Genomic DNA, 22,335 nt, shown 5'->3' on the forward strand with positions numbered 1-22,335 from the left:
CCACCCCCCAGGTCATCCGTTCGACAGGGGGACACAGTCATGCCGGGCCCGGAGGCCAGCGGCCCCATTGCGGAGCCGCGAAGAACATAACGGGGACAGCGGTCCGGGGCGTCGTCGGGTGGCGGAAGGAGGTCGCCGTGGATCGGCTGTCCGGTGTGCCGGAGTCCGGCTGGTGGAGCGGCCGGCCGTCGGGTGGGGGCGGGAGGGGATCCGTCGAGGCCTCGGTGGGTGGGTGCCGGTAGGTGGTGGCCAGGGTGGCGATCGTCCGGGCCGTCCGGGTTCCCAGTTCGGTGGGCGCCATGACTTCGGCCTCCGTACCGAGTCGGAGCAGCATGCCGACGGCGTGGTCGACGGGAAGGAGTCCAGGGCAAGATCCCATCGGTCGGCCTCGCGAGGCAGTGCTGCCACCGAGCCCACGCGGAGGGACAGTTCGGCGCGACAGTGAGCGGGTTCCGGCGTCTGCACGCACAGGCTTCCCGGAACTCGCGCGCTTTGCCCGCCACCGGGTCCTTCGTGACCGTGTACGCCCTGGGCACCGCCGCCGCCCTGCGCCTCCTGCCCCGTGGCGCCCTGTCCCACCGCTGCGCGCTGCTCTCGCTCGTCGCGGTCTCGGCGCTCCTCCGTCATGACCGGCTGGTACCTGCTGTGGCCGCTGACCGTCACGGCGAGCGCGCTGTGCTACCTGCGGTGGCGCCGCGGGACACCGCCCTCCGCCCCGTCCTGACCCACCGGACGGCTCGCCTCGGCGGGCTCAGGAGCAGAAGTCGGTGATGGTGGCGGTGAGGATGTCGGTGAGGCGGTCGAGCGAGGTGAGGTCGACGTACTCGGTGGGCGCGTGGGCACCGGCGCCGTCGACGCCGAAGAGGAGGCAGGGGATGCCGGCCCGGTCCAGAAGGGAGCAGTCCGTCCAGAAGGGCTCGGCGCGTACGACGGGCGGGTGCCCGAGCGTCCGTTCGGCGTGACGGGTGAGGGTGCGGACGATCGGTGCGCGGGGGTCGGCCTCGAAGGGTTCGCGGTGCACGCCGCGGGTGAGCCGGTACGCGAAGTCGGGCACCGTGCCGACCAGGTGTTCCAGTACGGCGGTCAGTTCCCGCTCGACGTCGTCGACGCTCTCGCCGGGTACGGTGCGGCGCTCCAGGGTGACCCGGCAGTGCGCAGGGTAGGTGGAGGGTTCCTCCCCGCCCCGGATGACCGAGGCGTGCACGGTCCCGGTACCCAGGAGGGGATGTGCGGGCCCCTGGGCGAGGCGCAGCCCCAGTCGTTCCAGGGCGACCAGGAAGTGACCGGCCTTGGCGATGGCGTCGACGCCGAGTTCGGGCCGGGAGCCGTGGGCCGCCCGCCCCTCGATCTCCACGTCGAACCAGGCGAACCCCTTGTGGGCGAGGGTGACCTGAAGATGGCTCGGCTCGGTGACGATCGCCGCGTCGGCGGTGCAGGACTCCAGCACCTCCTGGGTGCCCGAGCTGCCGTACTCCTCATCGGCGACACAGGCCACGATGACGTCCCCGCGCAGCGGACCCCCGGCGGTCGCACGGGCGGCGGCGACCATCATGGCCGCGATCCCGCCCTTCATGTCGAAGGTCCCGCGGCCGTACATCCTGCCGTCGGCGACCCTGGGGTCGAGCGGGTCCCCGTCGTGGTCGGCGAGGCTGACGGTGTCGATGTGGCCGTTGAGCATGAGGGAGCGGCCACCGCCGGTGCCGCGGGCGACCGCGACGAGCGAGGGGCGGCCGGGACGCTTCTCCAGGGTGCGTACGTCGAAGCCCCGGGCGCTGAGCCAGCCGCCGCAGAAGTCGGCGACGGCTTTCTCGCCGGCCCCGCCGGGAACGAGATCGGGGTTGACGGAGTCGATGGACACGAGCCTGGCCAGCAGGCGGCGGGCGGTGTCGGGGTCCGAGGTGTCGGCGGCCGTGGGGGTCGGAGGAGACGCGGAGAGCATGAGGGACCTTCCGGAGGTGGCACCGGCTCGTGGACCGGGCGGTGGGGAGAGAGCGGTGGGGAGGCAGCGGACGCCGCGCGCCGTCGCGAGGCGGGGGCACGGGGCTCTGGGACGTCGTGTGGTCAGTGCGCGGGGGTGGAGTACGGGTTGGCGGCCCTGCCCTCGGTGCTGAGCAGTACGACCACCGAGTCCGGGCCGAGTCCCAGTGCCGTCCGGCGTTCGTCCGCGCCCGGACCGGTGAGCGCGGCCCGGACACCCGCGAGCGGAGCGGCGCCGCAGGGGCCCGAGGAGACGCCGAGGTCCGCCAGGTCGGCGGCGGCGCGGGCGCTGTCCGGGTCGCGGACGGCGACCGCGGCGTCGAGTCCCGCGCGCAGGTAGGGCCAGGCGATGCCGGACGGGGTACCGCAGTTGAGGCCTGCCATGATGGTGTCGCCGGTGTCGACGCTCACCGGCTCGCCGCGGGTGAGGCTGCGGAGCACGCAGTCCGCGGCCTCCGGCTCCACGGACAGCAGCGCCGGGGCCCGGCCGTCCGGGCGGCTGCGGTAGTGGACGACGACCGCCTGGGCGAGTGACCCCACTCCGACGGGTACGGCGACGAGATCGGGGCCGCGCTCGACACCCCCTGCCGCCAGCTGATCGTCGATCTCGGCGCAGAGCGTGGAGTAGCCCTCGACTATCCGTCCCGGAATCCGTTCGTAGCCGGGCCACGCGGTGTCCTGGACCAGGACCGAACCCGGCTCCTCGGCCGCCTCGGCCGCCGCCCTGACCGCCGCGTCGTACGTACCGGTCACCTCGGTCACCTTCGCCCCCTCGGCGACGATCGCCGCGACGGCCCCGGGGTGCACTCCCTCGGGGACGAAGACCTGGGCGGGCCGGCCGAGCAGGCGTGCGGTACGGGCCACCGCCCGGCCGTGGTTGCCGTCCGTGGCGGTCACCAGGGTCACCGGGCCGGCCCCGGCACCGTTCTCGGTCCGTTCGGCGAGCATGCGGTGGACGGCCCAGGACACGCCCAGCGCCTTGAACGCGGGCAGTCCCAGGCGGTTGGACTCGTCCTTGACGAGAACCCGGCCGACACCCAACTCACGTGCGAGCAAAGGGAGATCGGTGAGCGGCGTGGGTGCGTAGTCGGGCAGCGTCCGGTGGAACGCCGGTACGGCGGCGGGTGCCGGGGCGCACCGCCAGCTGCGGGCGCCGGATCGCGAGAACCACGGCAGGACACGGGAGGAGGATGCGTTGTCAGCCACCCCTGTAGCGTCCGACGCCTCCCCACGATCGGTCCAGCGAATGTTTTCGAACTAAACTCGTCGAGAAAACCGATCATTGGGCCCGGCGCTGCGACGAGGGGGTGTACCGGCCGTGTTCGACCTGCACCGGCTGCGTCTGCTGCGTGAGCTCAAGCACCGCGGCACGCTGGCGGCCGTCGCCGCCGCCCTGTCGTACGCCCCCTCCTCCGTCTCCCAGCAGCTCTCCCAGCTGGAGGCCGAGGTCGGTGTCCGGCTGCTGGAACCGGTCGGGCGGCGGGTGCGGCTGACCGAGCAGGCGGAGATCCTGGTCGCGCACACCGAGGCGGTCCTCGAACGCCTGGAGCGCGCCGAGGCCGACATCGCCGCCTCCCTGACCGACCTGACCGGCACCCTGCGCATCGCCGCCTTCCAGACCGCCGCGCTGGCCCTGGTGCCGACCGCGCTGGGCCTGCTCCGCGGTCGGCACCCGAACCTGCGGGTCCATCTCACGCACATGGAACCGGAGCGTTCGCTGCCCGCCCTGCAGGCCCGGGACTTCGACCTGGTCCTCGCCGAGGAGTACCCCGGCAACCCCCACCCGCGCTCCGCCGAACTCGAACAGGAGGACCTGCTGGACGACCCGCTCCGCCTCGCCCTCCCGTCCCGGACCGGCAGCGGTCCGGGCCCGACGGCGGCACTGCGGTCGCTGGCCGGGCACCCCTGGGTGATGGAGCCCGACGGGACGCCTGCCCGGCACTGGGCGGTGACGATGTGCCGCGACGCCGGCTTCGAGCCCGACGTGCGCTTCGAGACCACCGACCTCGTGCTGCATCTGCGGCTCGTCGAGGAGGGGCACGCCGCCGCGTTCCTCCCGGACCTGGTCTGGTGCGGAAGGGCGCCGACCGTCGCCCTGCGCCGGCTGCCGCGCGGCCGGCGCACACGCCGTGTCTTCACCGTCGTACGACAGGGTGCCGGCCGGCATCCCGCGGTCCTGGCCTGCCGCGACGCCCTGCGCCGGGCAGCCGCCCCGGGCTGACGGCAGGCGACGTGTCGGTCCCGGCCGTGGAGGTCGTCCGCGGAAGCGAACTCGGCTGCCTCCCGCGGCAGTTCCCTCGGGAGCGGCGGCGCGTCCACGACCGGCCGTCAGGGCATGCGGCGCCGCCCGCCGTGGTGGCCGTCGCGATGCTGCCGCTCGAATTGACCGGGCACTCGCCCCGGCGGCCGGACTAGGGTGCTCGGCATGCGACGTACGGATGTGGTCCGCGACGACGGCACGTGGACCGGCATGACCGTCGAGGTGCGCTCCCGCAGGCGTCCGGGGCTGTGCCTCCGCACCGCGGAACGCCGGATCCTCCTCACCCAGCAGACGCGCCCGGTGCTGCTCGCCGCCGTCGACGCCGATCACTGCGGGGTCGAGTTCTGGCGCACCGGCGCCTACCGCTCCGTCATCCCGCCGACCCGCGCCGCGGCGGGCCGGGACCTGGCCGGCGGGCTCGACCGCTGGGCGCACCGGTTCGCCGGGTGTTTGCTCGGGTCACCGGCCGGTCCGCTGCACGACGGAAGGTGGCTGCTGTCACGGGAGAGCCCGCTCCTGCACTGGAACCACGGCCGCCGGCCGCCCGCCGAGTACTGGGGCGAGATGATCGTGGAGGGCCACCCGGACGGATACGTCGACTGGTTCGTCCACTCCGGCTCCTGGGAGATCCTCCCGCTGCGCCCGATGCCCGGCCACCACGACGGCCGGGTCAAGGCGTACCGCAAGCAGGCCCGCGAAGGCACCCTCCCGCCCGTGCTGCTGTGGTGGGTCAGCGGACTGGACTGCCATGTGATCCTGGACGGACACGCGCGGCTTGCCGCGTCGATCGCCGAGTCGATCACTCCCCCGCTGCTGCATCTGCAGCGCGTCGCGCCGGACGACGAGGTGGCCGCGGGAACGGAACAGGCGGTGCGGCGCTACGAGGCCGAGCTGGCCCGCTTCACGGAACTCCGCGACCGCCACGGCGCCGCCGTCCCCGACGGTGCCGCGATCGCGGGCCCGTCCCTGGCCCGCCACCTCGTGGAACTGGACACCGGGGCCAGAGCCAGCTGGGCCTGGCCCCTGCCCGGCGGAACAGCCGAGTGGCACCGCATCGCACACGAGGCGACCTCGGCGAGCTGGTGCCCGTAGCCGCTTCGGTCGGTGCGTGCTCAGGAGCTTGTGCCAGGCGGCACCGGACCTAGGCGTGCCGAGGTCCGTGGGGCGGGGGCTGTTCGCCGTCGGGGGCACCCTCGGCGAGCCAGCCGATGAGGTCGTCGGTCAGCAACTCGCCCATGCCGTCGATGTCGTGGCCGATGGCGCCGAGCCCCAGGGCGTACACCGAGGTGCGGTCCTTGCCGTGGTGGCGCATGAACAGCCCCGTCCCACCGCTGTCGTCACCGACGAGCACCCAGTCCGGCGCGTACTCGCGGACCTCGTACGTCTCGTTGCGTTCGCGGATGACGTGCGGCCCGTACACCAGCACGCCGTTGGGAAGCAGGACGCCCGGCGTGGATCGCCACAGTCGCGCGATCGTGGGGTTGGGGCCGTCCCTGAGCCCGGAGAAGAGGGCGACCTGTACGGTCAGAAAGCCCGCGAAGGAGTCGGCGAACTCCTCGTAGTCCCCGGTGAGGTGATCCCGCCGGACGACGGGGCACTCCTCTCCGTCCCACCGGTCGAGCGCGAAGTGGAAGCTGTCTCCGCCGTCGGGCTCCCGGTGGAAGCAGAGCCGGTCGCCGTCGAGTTCGGCGGTGACGTCCATGGTGTCGGAGGTCCTGCACGGCGCGACGGAGGCCAGCCCGGCCTTGTTGACGGTGCCCTCGCCGTACTCGGCCAGCCACCACCGGTACGACGGCGGCAGTGGCCCCACCACGGCTTCCGCGGCGCGCAGGGCGGCCTCCGGCTTTCCACCGCCCGCCCCGGCGCCGATCAACGACGACGTTTCGATCAGCTCGCGCAGGGAGGCGACATCACGGCTCATGGACGCGAGTCTGTCACGGCACGATCGCATCGGCCGCGGATCGTGCCGGGACGGGAACCGCCCGGGGCGGGGTGGACCGGGGTCAGCCGGTGCGCCAGCTCAGCGCGGTCAGTACCGCGCTCTGCACCGTGACCGCCGTGGCGGCGTTGTTGAGGAGGCGGACGCGCATGCCGCGGTCCGCCGTCAGGTGCTTGGTGAGCGGGGTGACGTGGAAGGTGTCACCGCTGGTGCCGGTGGCCTCGTCGATGGGGTGGTCGGCGACGTGCTGGTCGCCGTTGTACTCGGACATGCGGACCTGGACCGTCTCGCCCACCGGGAGCCCGGTGATGTGCAGGCTGACCGAGCCGGTGAAGCGGCAGGCGCCGCGCACGAACACACTGCCGCCGTCGGCGTGCTCGTTCGCGCTGTCGGTCCACTCGGTGGTGAACTCGATCGAGTCCCAGGCTCCGGGTGCCAGCGTGTACGGCTGGGCGATGCCGAGGTTCACTTCGTCGGGCACGGGGTCCTCCTCGTCGGTGCTCGCCGTGGTGCCCGCGGCCCAGGCCCGCAGTGCGGCCTCGGAGCGGTAGGCGATGGATCGGTCCAGCGGGGTGCTGGTGAACTGCCACAGCAGCGGCGTCCAGCCGGACGGGGCGGGCTGTGCGGCGGCCTCCGCGCGCGGGTAGTCGGCGGCGCCCCAGGGGTAGGCCGGGTACCACAGCGGCAGGCCCTTGGGCGCGTGGCCGGCGGCGAGGTCGTCGCCGGAGGTGTAGATCCCGACCCGCTGCTCCGGGAACGCGGCCTGCACGGCCGTGGTCCAGGCGGTGGCCCAGGCCAGGATCTGTGCGGCGGAGCGGCCGGCGTAGTTCCGGCCGTCGGGGTACTCCTCCAGGTCGAGCCAGTGCAGGTACGACCGGTTGGCGGAGGCGTAGGGCCGCACGGCGCCGATGTAGTTGGCCGCCTCGGTCCTGGGGTCCTGGGTCGGCCAGCCGAAGTGGTAGGAGCCGGGCAGGAGTCCGGCGCCGATGATGCCGGTGATGTGCTGGGCGAAGCGGCTGTCCTGGGAGTGCTCGCCCTCGCTCGCCTTGGCGAAGCCGAAGGCCACCCCGGCCTTTCTGAGGGCCGGCCAGTCCTGCGCGGCCTGGTGCTCGGAGACGTCGATGCCGCGGCACGTGGAGAGGGTCATCGTGCGCCGCCTTCCGGCCCGCCGAGGGCCTGGAGCCGGATGGCGTCCGCCGCCGCCGACCAGGCGCTCCGGATCCGTTCCGGGAGGGCGTCCCGGGCCGGCAGCGGATCGTCGTCGAACGCGTGACCGACGACCGCGTCGGAGTACACGGTGTACCCGAGTGCGGCCAGGTCGCGGGCGTGGGTGGGTTGGGGCTGGGGCATGGTCGACTCCCTGTGCTCAGCCGTGGACTGCCCACACTGACAGCATCACGGCCGGTACCTGCCCGTAAGAGCGGTTTTGCACCATAATTGGATCTTGCTTTTCGGGGATCGTCCGGAAGTGATCACACCGTGCACGCCTCCCTGGGACGGAGGAGCGCGCGTGTGCCGGTGCGGTGTTTCGGAGCGGTCGTTGAATACGGTGGCCGAATGACCCAAGTGCTACTGAACACGTCGGCCGGGGACATCACCCTGGAGCTCGACGACGCGAAGGCGCCGAAGACCGTGGCGAACTTCGTCGGCTACGTCAGGGCCGGTCACTACGACGGCACCATCTTCCACCGTGTGATCTCCGGCTTCATGCTCCAGGGCGGCGGTATGACCGCGGACATGAGCCAGAAGCCGGCGCCGGACAAGGTGGAGAACGAGGCCGCCAACGGCCTGCGCAACGAGAAGTACACGGTGGCGATGGCCCGGACGTCGGACCCGCACTCGGCGAGCGCGCAGTTCTTCATCAACACCGCCGGCAACGACTTCCTGAACCATCCCGGCCAGGACGGCTGGGGGTACGCGGTGTTCGGGAGGGTGGCGGCGGGCACCGACGTCGTGGACGCCATCGAGGCGGTGGAGACCACCGCGATGGCCGGGCACCGGGACGTGCCGGTGGAGCCGGTCGTGATCGTGTCCGCGCGGCTGGCCTGATCCGCCGGTCCGCCCCGGTTCCCCCCGCCGCGCCGGTTCCGCTGCGGCAGGCACCCCGGGGCGGACGGCGCCGGGCCCGGCGGGCGCCCGGCTCGGCCTTTCCGAAGGGGCGCCGGGCCACGGTCCGAGGACCCCATCCGACGCCCTTCCCGGCGATCACGGCCCCGCATGGACGCATACGGGCGCGGCGGAACCGGACATCACCCGTTCGGGCTACAAAGCTCCCGCCCCCGGGTGCGGTGTCCCCCGTTCGGCCGCACGGTGGAGATGGCCGGCTTGCCCCCAAGTGACCGCCGTGATCACCAGCTTCGCGGGGAGGCGTCGTGATCGTGACAGCTCTGCTCGCCCCGGTGGTACCCCTACTCCTCCTGTTCGGGCTGCCCCTCCTGGAGGACCGCCTGTTCCCACCGACACCGCCCCAGCAGGAACAGACGGATCCGGAACAGGCCGAACACGACTGAGTGCCCGAGGCGGCACGGCACCGCCCGCCGCCCCCAGGCACCCCGACACCCCGACACCCGGGCACTCAGGTGCCCGGGTGCCGTGTACGCCCGGACCGTGCCGGGCCTACCGCAGGTGGCGGCCGAAGAACCGGTTCCCGTCCTCCAGCTCGAACCACGGGGTACCGGTGTGCCCGCCGAGATTGGCGTGCAGCGTCTTCTCCTTGCTGCCGAAGGCGTCGAACAGGTCGAGGGCCCGCTGCCGGGGGTTGCCCTCGTCGTCCCACTGGAGCAGGAACAGCAGCGGCACGGTGACCTGCCGGGCCTCCTCGCGCTGGGCGCGGGGCACGTATCCGCCGGCGAAGAGACCTGCGGCCGCGATGCGCGGCTCGGCCGCCGCGAGGCGGATGCCGACGGCGGCCCACCCGGAGTACCCGACCGGGCCGTCGATCCCGGGCAGCGCGAGGAGGGCGTCCAGCGCGGTCCGCCACTCCGGGACCGCGTTCTCGACCAGCGGGCCGACGAAGGACTCGAAGATCTCCTCGATCTCCTCGACCGGTTCACCGGCCCTCATCGCGCGGCGCAGGTCGGCGCGGGCCCGCTCGTCGGCGGCGGAACGGGGCCGGTCGCCGCATCCGGCGGCGTCGACGGAGGCCACCGCGTAGCCGTACGCCGCGGTCTTCCGGGCCCGGGCCACCAGCCGGGGTTCGTTCTTGGGCAGGCCGTTGTTGTGGGCCATCAGGATCAGCGGGACGGGTGCGGCGGATTCCGGTGTCCACAGGGTGCCGGGGATCTCGCCGAGGACGAATTCGCGTTCGAGGACGCCGTCGTCGAGGCGCCGTTCGGAAGTGAATCGCATGGTCGTGCCTTTCGGGAGTGCGCGTGAACGGCGCTCCCGGACGACCTATCGCCCGACCGTGACCCCGGAGGGGAGCACCCATGTCGATACTGCGTTCACGGGTACCACCTCCTCGTTCTCTCGCACGGCCGCCAGGAAAGTAGCAGTGCCGGGCGTGGTCCGCCAACGGGTTTTCGCCAAGGCCGCGTCGGCGGCTACGGCTGCTCGGTGCCCCGGCCGGGCCGGTCCGCGGCGGAGGAGTCGGCGTGGGCGGGCAGGCAGTTCTGGAGCCGCTGTCGGGCCCGGCCGTGCAGGCGGGTCATGAACTGGAGTGCCTGGGCGGCCGGTGTCGGGTCGCTGAGGTCGTCGGTGAGGGCGACCTCGACGCCGCCGCTGAACCGGGCGGTGTAGTTGTACATGAAGGCGCACAGGCAGGCCAGGGCGGTGCCCAGCAGGGTCTCCAGCGCGACGACGCCGGTGGCGACCAGCATCGTCGCCCACGGTGTCGGCCACTCGCCCGGGGCGGCGATGTCCAGGATCACCGACGCGGCGAACACGGCACCGAGGACGCAGACGCCGAGGGACCCCAGGAAGAGGAAGCTCATCACCGTGATCGACCAGGGGTTGGTCTCGGATATGCGCATACGGGCGAGCGGGCGCGGCGGGGCGTGCGGGAGGGTGCGGTCCCGGACCCGGGCCGGATGCGGCGCCTGCGCGCCGGGTGCCGTCGGGGTGGGGGCCGTGGGTGCCGCCGGTCCTGTCACGATGCGGGACGCGATCCTCGGCGACCGCTGTCGGGTCGTGCTGCGGGTCCTGCTGCGCTTGGTTCGGCTCATGTCCACTCCCTGGCTGGCCCCCGCCTGCGACGTTATGGGCATGGGTGCGGCCGCGCATCCCCGGAGGTGACGGTGGGTGAGCGAGGGCGGGCGGGAGGCGCGGCCGTTCCGCGAGGCGCCCGGTGAACTGCCGCGGGCCGCCGCCCGGTCGGGTGTCCTTGCCGGGGCTCCGCGGTGCCTCACCCGTTCGGCCGACGCGGGGCCGTCCCGCACGCGGGGAACGCTGTCCGACTGCCGCCGCCCGAGGCACTCGTGGCGGTAGGGTCGGACCGGTTCCCGAGGAGGCTTCCGATGCGCAGCGTGACGTATTCGATGGGTGCCTCGCTCGACGGCTACGTGGCCGGGCCGGACGGCGACCTGGAGTGGGGTGCGCCGGACGAGGAGGTCTTCCGTTTCGTCACCGACCAGATCCGGCAGGTGGGCGTCCATCTGATGGGGCGGCGGCTGTACGAGACGATGCTGTACTGGGAGACCGCCGACCAGGATCCGTCGCTGGACGACGCCCGACTCGCATGGGCCGCGCTCTGGAACCCGCTTCCCAAGGTGGTGTTCTCCAGGACGCTGTCGCAGGTGCGGGGCAATGCCCGCCTCGCCACCGGTGGTCTGCGGGAGGAGATCGAGCGGTTGCGGGAGGAGCCGGGAGAGGGCGACATCGCGATCGGCGGTGCGACGCTCGCCGCCGAGGCGGCCGCGGCGGGGCTGATCGACGAGTACCGCGTCAGGGTCCACCCCGTGCTGATCGGCGGCGGCACTCCGTTCTTCCCCCGGCGCGAGCAGCGGGTGGACCTCGAACTCGTCGAGACCCGCGCCGTCGGCCCCGGCGTCGTCTACCTCCGCCACCGCGTACTGCGCCGGCCACCGGACTGAGCCGCGACCGGACCGGACGGCGCCGGGGCGAGGGTCGCCGCGCCGTTCGTGGCACGGGTGAACGTCAAGGAGAGGTGTCGGCGGGGGCCGCTCCCGCGAGGGGTACGGCGCCGGCGGCGGCGAGGAGCTGACGGCGGGCCGGGTCGGACGGAGGTGGCTGTTCCGGTCGCGGTCCATGACCGTACGCACCGGTGCAGCGGTCGTCCCGGGATCGACGACGTCCCCGGCCGGCACGCGCGGCGTTCACCGGGGTGGTTGGCACACTCCCCCGGGCCCGGCCGACCGGCGCGATTCCTCGCGGCGGTCGGCCGGGCCCGGGGTGTGTGCGGTGCGGGTCGTGGCCGCCGTGCGGCGGCCTCAGGGGCTGCGGCGGCGGGCCGGGGCCCGGGAGGCGGACTTGGGTTCCTTGGGGAGGGGTTTGGGCGGTGCGGTGTCCTCGGTGTCGAGGACCCGGTCGCCGTACAGGTCCTGGAGCCAGTTGGACTGGTAGATGGTGTCGAGGTAGCGCTCGCCGAGGTCCGGTGCGATGGCGACCGCGGTGAGGTCGGGGCTGCCGTGCCGGGCCAGCCAGTCCCTGGCTCCGCTGACCACGGTTCCGGTGGAGCCGCCGAACAGGAAGCCGTGCCGGGCCATTCGGTGGCACATCCTGATGGTGTCGGGTTCCTCCACCAGGATCACCTCGTCGACATAGGACTCGTCGAGGAGCGGCGGGCGCATGCTCATGCCGAGGCCGGGGATCATCCGGCGGCCCGGTTCGCCGCCGAACGCCACCGAACCCACCGCGTCCACGGCGACGACCCGCACCGGGCGGTGCCACTGCCGGAAGAAGCGGGCGCAGCCCATCAGGGTCCCGGTGGTGCCCGCGCCGACGAAGACGACGTCGAGTTCCGGGAACTGGCGGACGATCTCGGGGGCGGTGGTGCGGTAGTGGGCCGACCAGTTGCCCTCGTTGGTGTACTGGCTGAGCCAGACGTACCGGTCGTCTGAGTCGCACAGCGAGCGGACGTACTCGATCCGGGTGCCCAGGAACCCGCCGTTGGAGTCCTGGTCGGCCACCACGTGCACCTCGCTGCCGAGCGCCTCCATCAGGAGTCTGGTGGACAGGTTGCACCGGGAGTCCGTGACGCACAGGAACCGGTAGCCCTTGCTCGCGGCGATCATGCTGAGCGCGACACCCAGGTTTCCGGAGGAGGATTCGACGATGACGGAATCGGCGGTCAGGATTCCGTCCCGCTCGGCGTTCTCCACCATCTCGTTCGCGGCCTTCAACTTGATGGAACCGGCGAAGTTGAAGGCCTCGCACTTCAGATAGAGCGGGTATCCGCAGATCGACTTCAGGTCGACGAACAGGTCGCCCTCGTTGAAGGCGTGGGGAGCGGATATGACGGGCACGGCGGGCCTCCTGGTGCTGGGCCGAGGACGACGACGGCCTCAGCCGTACCGGCGCAGTTCGTGGAAGAAGTCATCGATGAGACACAGGTCCCCCGACCGGTTCACCTCGTCGTAGACGTAGTTGCCGACGGCGAGGTCGAGGACGCCGAGTCCGAACGGTGAGAAGACCACCGGTCGGTCGGCCGGCGGCGCGGCGCGTCCGGCCATGACGTCGGCGAGGGTTCCGTTGAGGAAGTCGCGGTCGCCGGTGAGCTGTTCGGCGAGGTGGGGCGACGTGTCGGCCTTCAGGCAGTGCTCGACGTCGTCGACGAAGTTGGCCGAGTGCAGCAGGATCTCGGGGGCGAGGTCGCGCAGGGACACGTGCAGGACCAGCGGGTTGTGGGCGAACAGGCCCACGTCCATGACGTGCGGCCGGCCGGCGACGGTGGCGAAGACCACGAGGTCGCTGGCGCGGACCAGGTCGTCGGGGCTGTCGTGGACGGTGATCCGCGCGGTGGTGCCGGTCTGCCGCAGGTAGCCGCTGAAGCCTTCGGCGCTGTCGGCGGACAGGTCGTGCACGCCGATCTCGTCGAAGTCCCAGCCGGTGCCGGCCAGGAAGGTGTGGATGTAGCGGGCGATCAGACCGGTGCCGAAGAACCCGACCCGGGTGGGGCGGGGCCGGCCGCGGCTGAGCCGGTCGGCGGCCAGGGCCGCGGACGCCGCCGTCCTGGTGGCGCTGATGATCGAGCTCTCCAGGCAGGCGAACGGGTAGCCGGTGTCGTGGTCGTTGAGGACGAGCACCGCGGAGGCCCGCGGCAGCCCCGCGGACACGTTCTCCGGGAAGCTGGAGATCCACTTCAGGCCGTCCACCGGGGCCGGGCCGCCGAGGGAGGCGGGCAGCGCGATGATGCGTGAGGTGGGGCGGTCGGGGAAGCGCAGGAAGTACGACGGCGGGTTGACGGAGTCTCCGGCGTCGTGCAGCCGGTAGACGGTCTCCACCAGTTCGACGATCTCCTTCTCGCGCCCGCGCAGCGCCTGCTGCACCTGCTCGCCGGTGATCACCGCGAAGGTGGGGACGGAGGGCCGCCCGGGCCCGGCCGGCCGGGCGGCCGACGACAGCACGTCGGTCATCGCTCGCTCGCCTCCAGGGCCGGGCAGTCCTCGGCCGGCCGCAGCGGCTCGCCCATGCCGACCAGCACCCGCCGCTCCCCGGTGAACGCCTCCCGGCTGTGCGCGAAGCGGATGTTGTCCACCAGCAGCAGGTCACCGGAGTGCCAGGGCTCGCGCCGGGTGTGCGCCTCGTAGGTGCTGTTGATCAGCTGGACGACGTCCTCGCCGATCGGGGTGCCGTCGCCGTAGCGGGTGTTGAACGGCAGGCCGTCCTCGCCGTACTCGTCGACGAGGTACTCGCGGACCTCGGGGGCGAGCGTCCACTCGTTGAGGAAGGCGATCTGGTTGAACCAGCAGCGCCGGCCGGTGACCGGGTGCCGGACGACGGCGTTGCGGCGCTGCCCGGTGCGCAGCGACCCGTCGGGGAGCCAGGTGAAGTCGATGGCGTTGGCCCGGCAGTAGCGTTCGATCCCGTCGCGGTCGGCGGTGCCGAACGACTCCCTCAGGCTCGCCCCGATCTCGTCGTTGTAGGTGCGGGTCAGGAGCCAGCCCTCGCGCTCGAACCGTTCGGTGAGGCCGGCCGGCAGTGCCCGCAGCACCTCCTCGGCGTCGGCCACCGCGGTCGCCCCGCCCTCCTCGGGCGCGGTCAGGCAGGCGAACAGCATCAGGCCGGGCACCTGGAGCGGGTAGCTCAGCTCGTGGTGCATGCACATCGGCTGGTTGGCCGGCCACGGGGTGCCGGAGTAGACGCCGGGCGCGTGGGCCTCGCGGGGGGCGAAGGCCTCGCGTTCGGTCATGAGTTCACCGGCGAGCCGGGTGAGGACGGCGCCGGTCTGCGCGGTGTCCCGCAGGCCGAGGCCGCGCACGAGCAGCGCGCCGTGCTCGGCGACCCCCGCGCGCAGCGCCTCGCGGTGCTCGGCCGCCCATGTCACGGCGTCGTCGGGGGGATCGACGCGCAACAGGGCCGGCCTGTCCGGCCGCAGCTCCGCGTGGAGCGGTGATGCCAGGGAGGAGAACGGCATCTCGGGTTCCTTTCGGTCGACCGTCCGGTGTTCGGCGGTGGTCAGGAGGAGGCGAGGGGTACGACGGTGCGCAGGACGGCCCGCGCCGCCCCGTCCGGACGGGTGCGGAGGAAGTGGTGCCCCCCGTCGGCGAGTTCGTGGAGGTCGATGTGGTCGGCCAGGAGCAGCCAGTCCCGGTAGCGGTGGGCGTGGCCGGCGGTGTGCGGGTCGTCGGTGGCGACGACCACCGAGACGGGCGCGGACAGCTTCACCGGCGGCGGGTCCTCCAGCGCCGCGCGGAAGTAGTGGTGGGCCGAGACGCAGTCGTGCCGGTAGGCGGCGGCGATGCGGGCGGCGTGCCGCTCGTTGAGTTCGGCGAGTTCGGTGTGGCCGCCGTCGGCGGCGAGCCGGGCCGCGACCTCGGCGTCGCTCCGGTCGGTGAGTTCGGTGACCGCGGCGCGCCGTTCGGCGGCGGTGCCGAGCAGTTGGGCGCCGAGGAAGATCCGGGTGACGCGCACGCCCTGCCGCTGGAGCCTGCGGGCCGTCTCGACGGCCGCCGCGGTTCCCGAGGAGTGGCCCCACAGCATGACCCGGGTGAGGCCGCGCGCGGTGATCTCGGCGGTGACCTGTTCGGCCACCTCCTCGATCGACGCGAACGGCTCCGGGTGGGCCGCGAGGTTGTGTCCGGGCAGGTCCACGGCGAGGACGGTGAGGCCGCCGGCCGCCAGGGCGCTCGCCATCGGCTGGTAGTTGACCGCGTTGCCGCCCGCGTAGGGGAAGCAGACCAGGGCGGAGTCCGGGGTGCCGTGCCCGTTCGCGAGGGGCAGCAGCAGTCCGGGGCGGCGCCGGGCGGTGCCGTCGATGAGGGCGGCGAGGTCGGCGAGGACCGGGTGGCGGGTGATGTCCTTGAGGGACACCGCGCGGTCGAGCGCGAGGGAGAGCTTGACGGCGGTCAGGGAGGTGCCGCCGGAGTCGAAGAAGTGGTCCGTGCGGCCGATCCGCCGTTCGGGCACGCCGAGCAGTTCGGCCCAGGCCGCGGCCAGCCGCCGTTCGGCCGGGGTGAGCGGGCCGGCGTCGTCGCCGGCCGCGGCGGGCTCCTGCGGTGCGGCGGCCTCGGCCAGCGCGGTCAGGGCCTTCTTGTCGATCTTGCCGTTGGCGGTGAGCGGCAGGCTCTCCTGCCAGTGGAAGGCCGAGGGGACCATGTAGCCGGGCAGGTCGGCGGCGAGTGCCTCGCGCAGCGTCTCCGGGCGGGGATGTCCGCCGGAGTAGAAGGCGATCAGCTGCTTGCCGCCGTTGCGCTCGGCGACGACGACCGCGCCGTCGCGTACTTGGGCCACGCGCAGCAGGGAGTTCTCGATCTCGCCGATCTCGATGCGGAAGCCGCGGATCTTGACCTGGCTGTCGCGGCGGCCGAGGAACTCCAGCTTGCCGCCGGGGTGCCAGCGCCCCCAGTCACCGCCGAGGTAGAGCCGTTCGCCGGGCCGGTACGGGTCCGTCCGGTACGCCTCCCTGGTCCGCTCCGGGTCGTTGACGTACCCGCGGCCCACGCAGACGCCGGAGAAGGCGATCAGTCCCGGGGCGCCGAGCGGCACCAGGGCCAGCCGTTCGTCCACGACGTAGACGCGCACGTTGGTGACGGGCCGTCCGAGCAGGACCCGTTCGGGCACCTCGCGCAGCAGTTCGTGGTTGGTGTCGTCGGAGGTCTCCGTGAGGCCGTAGGCGTTGAGCAGCGCGACGTCCGGCCGGACCGCGAACCAGCGCTGGACCAGCTCCCGTCTGAGCGCCTCGCCGGTCACCGACACGCACCGCAGGTCGGGCAGGGTGCGCGGGTGGCGCTCCAGGAAGGAGACCACGACCTCCAGGTAGGACGGCACGACCTGGGCGACCGCGACCCGGCCGCGTTCCAGGGTGTCGGCGAACCGCTCGACGTCGGTGATCACGTCCTGCTCGACGATCAGGGTCCGGCCGCCGACCAGCAGCGGGGCCAGGAGCTGCCACAGGGAGATGTCGAAGCACTGCGGGGCGGTCTGCGCGACCACGGTCCCCTCGCCGATCGACAGGTCGTCGATCTTGGCGTGGAGGTGGTTGAGCATGCCGGCGTGTTCGCACATCGCGCCCTTGGGCTCGCCGGTGGAACCGGACGTGAAGTAGATGTAGGCGAGCTGGCCGGCGTCGACCCGGACGCCGGGGCCGTAGTCGGCGTGCGATTCGGCGTACGCGGTCTCGACCGGGAGCTTCGCGGTCCCGGGGAGGGCGGCCAGCGCCCGGTCCAGGTTGCCGGTGCTGCCGGACTCGGTCAGGACGAGCCGGCAGCCCGCCCGGGACAGCGTGGCCTCGATGCGGCCCGGCGGGAAGTGCGGCTCGATCGGCAGGTAGACGCCGCCCGCCTTGAAGACCGCGAGCACCGCGGCCAGCCAGTCGAGGTCGCGCTCGGTGACGACGGCGACGACGTCCTCGCGGGCGAGGCCCCGCGCCAGCAGCGCCCGGGCCAGCCGGTTGGCGCGCCGGTCGAGTTCGCCGTACGTCCACTCCCGGTCGCCGTGCACGGCGGCGACGACCTCCGGGTGCGCGCGGGCCCGCTGTTCGAAGAGTTCGTGCGCCCGGGCGTCCGGCAGCGGCCGGTCGGGGCCGGCCAGGGCTTCGAGCTGGTCCCGTTCCTCCTCGGCGGAGAGCAGGCTCCGCCCGGTGTGGTCGGCGTCCGGGTCGGCCGTCATCAGCCTGAGCGCCGTCAGGTGGTAGCCGGCGACCCGCGCGGCGGCGGCAGCGTCCAGTACGTCCGTGCGGTGGCGCAGACGGAGGGTCAGCCGTCCGTCGCGGTCGGTCCAGCGCACGTGCAGCGCACCGCCGCCGGCGTGCGTCCCGTCGCTGTCGAGGGGCCCGCACACGACGTCGTACGGCGGTTCGGTCAGGCCGAGTTCGCGTCGCAGCCGCTCCACCGGGAAGCCGCGGTGGGCCTGGGTGAGCGTCTCGGTGTGCCGGACGGCGGACAGCAGGTCGCGCCAGGAGCCGGGGGCGACGGCCTGCCGGAACGGGAGCGGTTCGCCGGGCGGGCCTGCGGTGTGGCCGGTGACCACCTCCGGCTCGCCGGAGAGCGCGGCCAGCACCTTGAGGTGCGCGGCCAGCAGCAGGGTGTCGACCGGCAGCCCCTGCCGTCCGGCGAGTTCCCGCGCCGCCCGTGTCACGTCGTCCGGTACCGGTGTCTCGTGCCCGGCCGTTCCCGGCACCGGCTCCCGGACCCATCGGGGCACCCCGGTGGCACCGCCGGCTGTGAGTGTGCGGCGCCAGAACTCCCGGTCCGCCTGCTCGCCCGTTCCCATCGAATGGCCTTCCTCAACTCACGGTCGCCGTGGCGGCGTTGGCTGTTGACGTGGCCCGGTCCGCGGCGGCGGCCCGGTCGTTGCCGATGTGCTCCGGCATGTCCACCGCGGGGTTGCCGCCCCACCGCGCGCCGCGGGGGACCTCCTCGCCCTTCATCAGGAAGGAGTCGGGGGCGAGCACCGAGCCCTCGCCGAGGGTGACGCCGTAGTGCACATGGGCGGCGACGCCCAGGGTGCAGCCGGCGCCCAGGGTGGTGCCGTCGGACTTGAAGGTGCCGTCCTCCTGCGAGTGGCACTGGATCTTGCTGCCGGCGTTGAGCGTGCACTCGTCGCCGATGGTGGTGAGGGTCCGCTCGGTCATGTAGCAGCCGTCGTCGAACACCCGGCTGCCGATGCGCACGCCCAGCAGCCGCCAGACCAGGCTCTTGTACGGGGTTCCGTTGAAGACGTTGAGGTAGTGGTCCGGTACCTTCCACACTCGTTCGTGCCACCAGAAGTACGGGTCGTAGATGGAGCACAGCCGCGGGCGCAGCGCGCGGAACGAGGTGAGGCAGCGCTCCACCAGGACGAAGTACAGGGTGGAGAAGAGGAGCGTGAGCGCCAGGTATCCGGCGATCACCACGTGTCCGACCACGCCGTACAGGTCCACGGAGGCGAGACCGAACAGGGTGAGCGCGAAGGTGTGCAGCCACCGCACGAACAGCATGACCACCATGGAGCGGAGGTTGTAGCGGTTCTTCGCGGCGAGCCGGCGCTGGAACGTCTCGCCCGTCCTGAGGTGGTCGAAGCGTACGTCGCGGTCCACCGTGCGGGGGATCTCGAAGCACGGTGAGCCGAGGAGGCCCACCCCTTCGCGGACCTCGCCGTCGAGGGGGATCATCACCTTCGTCGCCAGCAGGCAGTTCTCACCGGTCCTGCCGCCCACCGGGTAGGCGATGTTGTTGCCCAGGAAGTTGTGCGGGCCGATCGCCACCCGGGACACCCGGAAGGACGTGCCGGAGAACTCGGCGTTGACGACGGACAGACCGTCGGCCACCATCGTGCCGCTGCCGACGGACACCAGCAGCGGTGTCTCGTGCTGGACTTCGGTGCCGAAGTTCGATCCGGTCTGCTCGACCCGTGACAGGTCGTATCCGAGTCCGCGCAGATAGTGGACGATGTAGGAACTGTCGCCGAGGAGCCAGGCGAAGAACTTGATGTTCGTCATGCGGGCCGTGGCCCGGTGCAGCGCGTAGTGGAATCCGTAGAGCGGATAGACCGTGTCGGGTCTGACGACCAGGCCCACCAGGCGCGGAAGCGTGCACAGCACCAGCGGTCCCAGGACGACGAAGCCGAGGAACAGCACGAGGGAGAGCACCAGGGCGTCCGGGACGAGCTCCGAGCGGGACAGTGCGGCCGTCGCCGGGTCCAGTCGCTTGCCGATCACCGGGACCTCGGTGAACAGCATGTACATTCCGCCGACGAGCAGCGGTATGTAGAGGAGGAACAGCTGCGTCAGGGTGCCGAGGCCGAACCAGACCCTGCGGGCGGTGCCGCAGCGGGCCGGGGCCACCCTGATGTAGTCGGTCGTCGTGGGCTCCGCCGGGGAGCCGTGCCAGTGCTCGCCGTCCGGGACGGCCTGCCCGCGGTGCAGGGCGGAGGAGTGGCCGAGCTGGGCGCCGTCGCCCATGGCGGTGTCGATGTCCAGGACGGTCTTCTCGCCGACGAAGACGTTCTCGCCGAGGGTGATCCGGCCGGTCTGGATGTGTCCCGCGTGGGCCCGGTAGCCGAGGAGGAACGAGTCCTTGCGGATCACCGTGCCCGCGCCGATCGTCAGCAGGTCGGTGCAGACCGGCACGGAGTGGGACAGGATCGTCACGCCCTTGCCGATCCGGGCGCCGAGGGCCCGCAGGTACAGCACGTACAGCGGGGTCCCGGTGAGGAAGACCATCGGGTTGGCGTGCAGCAGCACCTTGACGAGCCAGAAGCGCAGGTACGTGGGGCCCCAGAGGGGGAACTCACCGGGTCGCCAGCGGCCGACGAGGACCCATTTGGCGGCGACCGGGAGCGCGCAGAGCGCTGTGAAGGCGATGCCTCCGAACAGCAGCGAGCGCAGATAGATGTCGGCCAGGCCGGTACCGGTGGCGATCCACTGGTAGCCGAGCGCGGTGACGAAACCGGAGACCAGCGAGTAGCCGAGGAAGACCAGCAACTGGGCGGTCCCGCAGAGCAGATGGGCGCGCCGGTCGACGCGTGGCGCGGGGGCCGCCGGCGGGGTGTCCGCGGGACCGGCCGGTGCGGGGGCGGCCTCGCCGAGCGCCGTCGCCAGTTCCCTGACGGTGGGGTGGCGGTAGATGTCCCTGATGGACGGGGACGGCAGGTCGGCCCGCTTGCGTATTCGTGCGCAGAACTGGGCCATGACCAGGGAGTTGGCGCCGAGGTCGGTGAAGAAGTGGCTGTCGGACGGGACGTGCTCGACGTCGAGGAGGTCGGCCAGTGCCTGGGCGAGCTGCCGCTCGACCTGGGAGGACTGCTCCACCATGCGATCTCCTGGAAACGTGGAGGTTTCTGATCACGAACCGGCGGATTCAGTTTGTCCAGGAGGCTGACCGACTGCCACTTTTATCTGTGATTTATCTATGGGCCCGAAATGATCCTTTCCTCGTTATTTCCCCGGTTTCACGGCGGGACGGGGAGCGCGCGCATCACCCGTACGGCGGCCCCTCTACCGGAGGAGGGGGCGGCCGAAGGGTCGGCTGAGGGACCGGCCGAGGGGCTGACCGAGGGGAGGCGGAGCGGGCCGGTGAAGGCCCGGAGCCCCCTCCCCCGGCGGTCCCGTCACGGCCGGCCGCGGCCGTGGCAGCAGAGGCCGGGGCCGAAGCCGGGCCGGTGGCCGTCACCGTCCGGCGCCGGCGCGTCCGGGGTTCCGGTCCGGGCCACGCACCGGGCCCGCTGGGCGGTGTCCAGCATCCGGTCGCTGTCGGAGGCGGCGTTGGCCAGGCTGGCGCAGCACACGGCGAGGAGCAGCCCGCCCAGCACGAAGGGCAGGCTCCGGCGGGCGGGCGGCGGGGCGAGCAGGGCCCGCACCCGCTGCGGTACGGCACCTCCGGTCACGGCCAGCGCGCCGGGGCGGACGGCACCGGCGGACGCCAGGGCGGCACGCCCGACGGCGTGCGCGACGACCCGGCGGTCGCCGACCCGCCGCGCGGCCTCCTCGTCGGCCCACCGTTCGAGGACGAAACCGCCGGTGCGGGCCAGGGGCCGCAGCATCGGGTTCAGCGCGGCCGTGAGCCGCCACAGCCCCTGGAAGAGGTGGTGGCGGCAGCGCAGATGGGCCCGCTCGTGGGCGAGCAGCGCCTCGCGCTCATCGTCGCCGAGGCAGCGCAGCATGCCCCGGGAGACCACGATCCGGCCCGGCGCGCCGGGCAGCGCGAAGGCCACCGGGACGTCGTCGTCGACCACGGCCAGCTCCAGGTCCCCGGCCAGCCGGGCGCACTCCGCCCGCGCCCGGGCCAGCTGCCGGAACTGCCGTAGGGCGGCCACGCCCGCCGAGAGGAGACCCGCGGCCAGCAGCAGCGCGCCGGCGGCCGCGACGACGAGGTACACCGGGTCCTCGGCGCGCAGCGCGGTCACCGACCAGCGGCCGGCCTCCGCCACCTCGGGGATCTGCGCCACGCCGGTGAAGGCCAGCAGCGCGAGCGACCCCGTCCAGCCGACCGCCGTCACCAGGGCGGCGCAGGCCAGGGCCCAGGCGGCCGGGCGCGGGGGCAGCCGGTGTGCCACGCCGGGCGCCGAGGCGGCGAGCGCGGCGGTCACCAGGAGCGGGACGTAGACGCTGATCAGCACCGGGTCACCGGTCCCCGCGGGAGCGCTCGCCGTCGGGTGCGTCATGCCCGGACAGCAGCTGGTGCAGCACATGCTCGTCCTGGCTGGACAGCTCCGAGACGAACCGGGCCAGCACCGCCTCGCGGTCGGACCCGCCGGCCAGCAGGGAGTGCATGCGCCGGGCGGTGTGGGACGCCTCGTCCCGGGTCGGCTCGTAGGCGTAGCCGCGGCCCTCGCGGTGCCGGACGAGCATGCCCTTGTCGTGCAGCCGGGACAGGATGGTCAGGACGGTGGTGTAGGCCAGGTCGCCGGGCAGCCGTTCGCGGACCTCGCGCGCGGTCAGCGGCCCGTCGGCGGCCCAGAGCGCGGCGAGCACGTCGCCCTCCAGTTCACCGCGCGCCCGCCTGCCGGATGCCCCGCCGGCTTCCTCGTCGTCTCGGTCCGCCACCGTCCGCCTTTCCCTTGTCACCGTTCCGGTCCTGGCCGCCGTTCCGGTCCTGGCCGCTGTCACGGACAGCCTACCGGC

At 72.9% G+C, this 22,335-nt stretch carries 19 protein-coding genes; 5 read left to right on the forward strand and 14 right to left on the reverse strand.

From position 1 onward, the window contains the following. Positions 1 to 751 precede the first annotated feature (751 nt). Both ACZ619_RS00005 and ACZ619_RS00010 read right to left on the reverse strand, forming a co-directional pair. Positions 752 to 1,939 carry an ArgE/DapE family deacylase gene (locus tag ACZ619_RS00005; RefSeq protein ID WP_469592310.1) on the reverse strand — a complete coding sequence of 396 codons (1,188 nt, stop codon included), beginning with the start codon at positions 1,937 to 1,939 and terminating at the stop codon, positions 752 to 754. Positions 1,940 to 2,061: 122 nt separating this feature from the next. Beyond that, positions 2,062 to 3,183: a diaminopropionate ammonia-lyase gene (locus ACZ619_RS00010; protein ID WP_469592311.1), complete on the reverse strand. Its 1,122-nt coding sequence runs from the start codon at positions 3,181 to 3,183 to the stop codon at positions 2,062 to 2,064. 112 nt (positions 3,184 to 3,295) lie between these two features. Here ACZ619_RS00010 and ACZ619_RS00015 point away from each other — a divergent pair, with 112 nt between their 5' ends. After that, the gene (locus ACZ619_RS00015; protein ID WP_469592313.1) at positions 3,296 to 4,198 is read left to right on the forward strand and encodes a LysR substrate-binding domain-containing protein; all 903 of its coding nucleotides are present in this window, start codon (positions 3,296 to 3,298) and stop codon (positions 4,196 to 4,198) included. A 204-nt stretch (positions 4,199 to 4,402) separates the two neighbouring features. Then, a complete protein-coding gene (locus ACZ619_RS00020; protein ID WP_469592315.1) occupies positions 4,403 to 5,329 on the forward strand; it encodes a hypothetical protein in 927 nt (308 codons plus the stop codon). A 49-nt stretch (positions 5,330 to 5,378) separates the two neighbouring features. Here the strand turns inward: ACZ619_RS00020 and ACZ619_RS00025 are convergent, their stop codons facing one another. From ACZ619_RS00025 to ACZ619_RS00035, 3 genes are all read right to left on the reverse strand, one after another. Further along, on the reverse strand, positions 5,379 to 6,158 hold the full coding sequence (locus tag ACZ619_RS00025) for an SMI1/KNR4 family protein (protein WP_469592317.1): 780 nt from the start codon (positions 6,156 to 6,158) through the stop codon (positions 5,379 to 5,381). An 82-nt stretch (positions 6,159 to 6,240) separates the two neighbouring features. Beyond that, entirely contained in the window at positions 6,241 to 7,323 is a 1,083-nt protein-coding gene (locus tag ACZ619_RS00030) for a glycoside hydrolase family 25 protein (RefSeq protein WP_469592319.1), read from the reverse strand. Then, the gene (locus tag ACZ619_RS00035) at positions 7,320 to 7,526 is read right to left on the reverse strand and encodes a hypothetical protein (RefSeq protein WP_469592321.1); all 207 of its coding nucleotides are present in this window, start codon (positions 7,524 to 7,526) and stop codon (positions 7,320 to 7,322) included. The genes ACZ619_RS00030 and ACZ619_RS00035 overlap by 4 nt, the downstream gene beginning before the upstream one ends. Before the next feature lie 207 nt (positions 7,527 to 7,733). Here ACZ619_RS00035 and ACZ619_RS00040 point away from each other — a divergent pair, with 207 nt between their 5' ends. Together ACZ619_RS00040 and ACZ619_RS00045 are read left to right on the forward strand one after the other, a co-directional pair. Next, complete coding sequence (locus tag ACZ619_RS00040; protein ID WP_469592323.1) at positions 7,734 to 8,225, forward strand: peptidylprolyl isomerase; 492 nt, start codon at positions 7,734 to 7,736, stop codon at positions 8,223 to 8,225. A 323-nt stretch (positions 8,226 to 8,548) separates the two neighbouring features. Further along, on the forward strand, positions 8,549 to 8,686 hold the full coding sequence (locus ACZ619_RS00045) for a hypothetical protein (RefSeq protein WP_469592325.1): 138 nt from the start codon (positions 8,549 to 8,551) through the stop codon (positions 8,684 to 8,686). Positions 8,687 to 8,792: 106 nt separating this feature from the next. Here ACZ619_RS00045 and ACZ619_RS00050 read toward each other — a convergent pair whose 3' ends face one another. Together ACZ619_RS00050 and ACZ619_RS00055 are read right to left on the reverse strand one after the other, a co-directional pair. Next, positions 8,793 to 9,524, reverse strand: coding sequence for a dienelactone hydrolase family protein (locus tag ACZ619_RS00050; RefSeq protein ID WP_469592326.1), 732 nt, complete (start codon positions 9,522 to 9,524; stop codon positions 8,793 to 8,795). Positions 9,525 to 9,718: 194 nt separating this feature from the next. Continuing rightward, on the reverse strand, positions 9,719 to 10,339 hold the full coding sequence (locus ACZ619_RS00055) for a DUF3566 domain-containing protein (RefSeq protein ID WP_469592327.1): 621 nt from the start codon (positions 10,337 to 10,339) through the stop codon (positions 9,719 to 9,721). 291 nt (positions 10,340 to 10,630) lie between these two features. On the opposite strand from ACZ619_RS00055, the gene ACZ619_RS00060 reads away from it, so the two are divergent. Continuing rightward, entirely contained in the window at positions 10,631 to 11,206 is a 576-nt protein-coding gene (locus ACZ619_RS00060; protein WP_469592329.1) for a dihydrofolate reductase family protein, read from the forward strand. A gap of 357 nt (positions 11,207 to 11,563) precedes the next feature. On the opposite strand, the gene sbnA is transcribed toward ACZ619_RS00060, so the two are convergent. From sbnA to ACZ619_RS00095, 7 genes are all read right to left on the reverse strand, one after another. After that, positions 11,564 to 12,598, reverse strand: coding sequence for a 2,3-diaminopropionate biosynthesis protein SbnA (gene sbnA, locus ACZ619_RS00065; protein WP_469592331.1), 1,035 nt, complete (start codon positions 12,596 to 12,598; stop codon positions 11,564 to 11,566). A gap of 39 nt (positions 12,599 to 12,637) precedes the next feature. Next, positions 12,638 to 13,708, reverse strand: coding sequence for a 2,3-diaminopropionate biosynthesis protein SbnB (gene sbnB, locus ACZ619_RS00070; protein WP_469592333.1), 1,071 nt, complete (start codon positions 13,706 to 13,708; stop codon positions 12,638 to 12,640). Next, on the reverse strand, positions 13,705 to 14,709 hold the full coding sequence (locus ACZ619_RS00075; protein ID WP_469592334.1) for a TauD/TfdA family dioxygenase: 1,005 nt from the start codon (positions 14,707 to 14,709) through the stop codon (positions 13,705 to 13,707). Before ACZ619_RS00075 ends, sbnB begins: the two co-directional genes overlap by 4 nt. A 41-nt stretch (positions 14,710 to 14,750) precedes the next feature. After that, positions 14,751 to 18,005, reverse strand: coding sequence for a non-ribosomal peptide synthetase (locus ACZ619_RS00080; protein ID WP_469592336.1), 3,255 nt, complete (start codon positions 18,003 to 18,005; stop codon positions 14,751 to 14,753). Between the two features lie 13 nt (positions 18,006 to 18,018). Further along, a complete protein-coding gene (locus ACZ619_RS00085; protein ID WP_469592338.1) occupies positions 18,019 to 20,526 on the reverse strand; it encodes a Pls/PosA family non-ribosomal peptide synthetase in 2,508 nt (835 codons plus the stop codon). A gap of 296 nt (positions 20,527 to 20,822) precedes the next feature. Next, a complete protein-coding gene (locus tag ACZ619_RS00090) occupies positions 20,823 to 21,875 on the reverse strand; it encodes a M56 family metallopeptidase (protein WP_469592340.1) in 1,053 nt (350 codons plus the stop codon). Next, positions 21,835 to 22,257, reverse strand: coding sequence for a BlaI/MecI/CopY family transcriptional regulator (locus ACZ619_RS00095; RefSeq protein ID WP_469592341.1), 423 nt, complete (start codon positions 22,255 to 22,257; stop codon positions 21,835 to 21,837). The genes ACZ619_RS00090 and ACZ619_RS00095 overlap by 41 nt, the downstream gene beginning before the upstream one ends. Positions 22,258 to 22,335: the final 78 nt, after the last annotated feature.

It is taken from the genome of Streptomyces sp. NPDC104367 (assembly GCF_055583825.1).

Coding starts and splice junctions, on each gene's coding strand:
- ACZ619_RS00050 (WP_469592326.1), bottom strand. CDS start 9,524: ATGCGATTCACTTCCGAACGGCGCCTCGACGACGGCGTCCTCGAACGC.
- ACZ619_RS00005 (WP_469592310.1), bottom strand. CDS start 1,939: ATGCTCTCCGCGTCTCCTCCGACCCCCACGGCCGCCGACACCTCGGAC.
- ACZ619_RS00075 (WP_469592334.1), bottom strand. CDS start 14,709: ATGCCGTTCTCCTCCCTGGCATCACCGCTCCACGCGGAGCTGCGGCCG.
- ACZ619_RS00080 (WP_469592336.1), bottom strand. CDS start 18,005: ATGGGAACGGGCGAGCAGGCGGACCGGGAGTTCTGGCGCCGCACACTC.
- ACZ619_RS00055 (WP_469592327.1), bottom strand. CDS start 10,339: ATGAGCCGAACCAAGCGCAGCAGGACCCGCAGCACGACCCGACAGCGG.
- ACZ619_RS00025 (WP_469592317.1), bottom strand. CDS start 6,158: ATGAGCCGTGATGTCGCCTCCCTGCGCGAGCTGATCGAAACGTCGTCG.
- ACZ619_RS00090 (WP_469592340.1), bottom strand. CDS start 21,875: ATGACGCACCCGACGGCGAGCGCTCCCGCGGGGACCGGTGACCCGGTG.
- ACZ619_RS00060 (WP_469592329.1), top strand. CDS start 10,631: ATGCGCAGCGTGACGTATTCGATGGGTGCCTCGCTCGACGGCTACGTG.
- ACZ619_RS00035 (WP_469592321.1), bottom strand. CDS start 7,526: ATGCCCCAGCCCCAACCCACCCACGCCCGCGACCTGGCCGCACTCGGG.
- ACZ619_RS00030 (WP_469592319.1), bottom strand. CDS start 7,323: ATGACCCTCTCCACGTGCCGCGGCATCGACGTCTCCGAGCACCAGGCC.
- sbnB (WP_469592333.1), bottom strand. CDS start 13,708: ATGACCGACGTGCTGTCGTCGGCCGCCCGGCCGGCCGGGCCCGGGCGG.
- ACZ619_RS00040 (WP_469592323.1), top strand. CDS start 7,734: ATGACCCAAGTGCTACTGAACACGTCGGCCGGGGACATCACCCTGGAG.
- ACZ619_RS00020 (WP_469592315.1), top strand. CDS start 4,403: ATGCGACGTACGGATGTGGTCCGCGACGACGGCACGTGGACCGGCATG.
- ACZ619_RS00085 (WP_469592338.1), bottom strand. CDS start 20,526: ATGGTGGAGCAGTCCTCCCAGGTCGAGCGGCAGCTCGCCCAGGCACTG.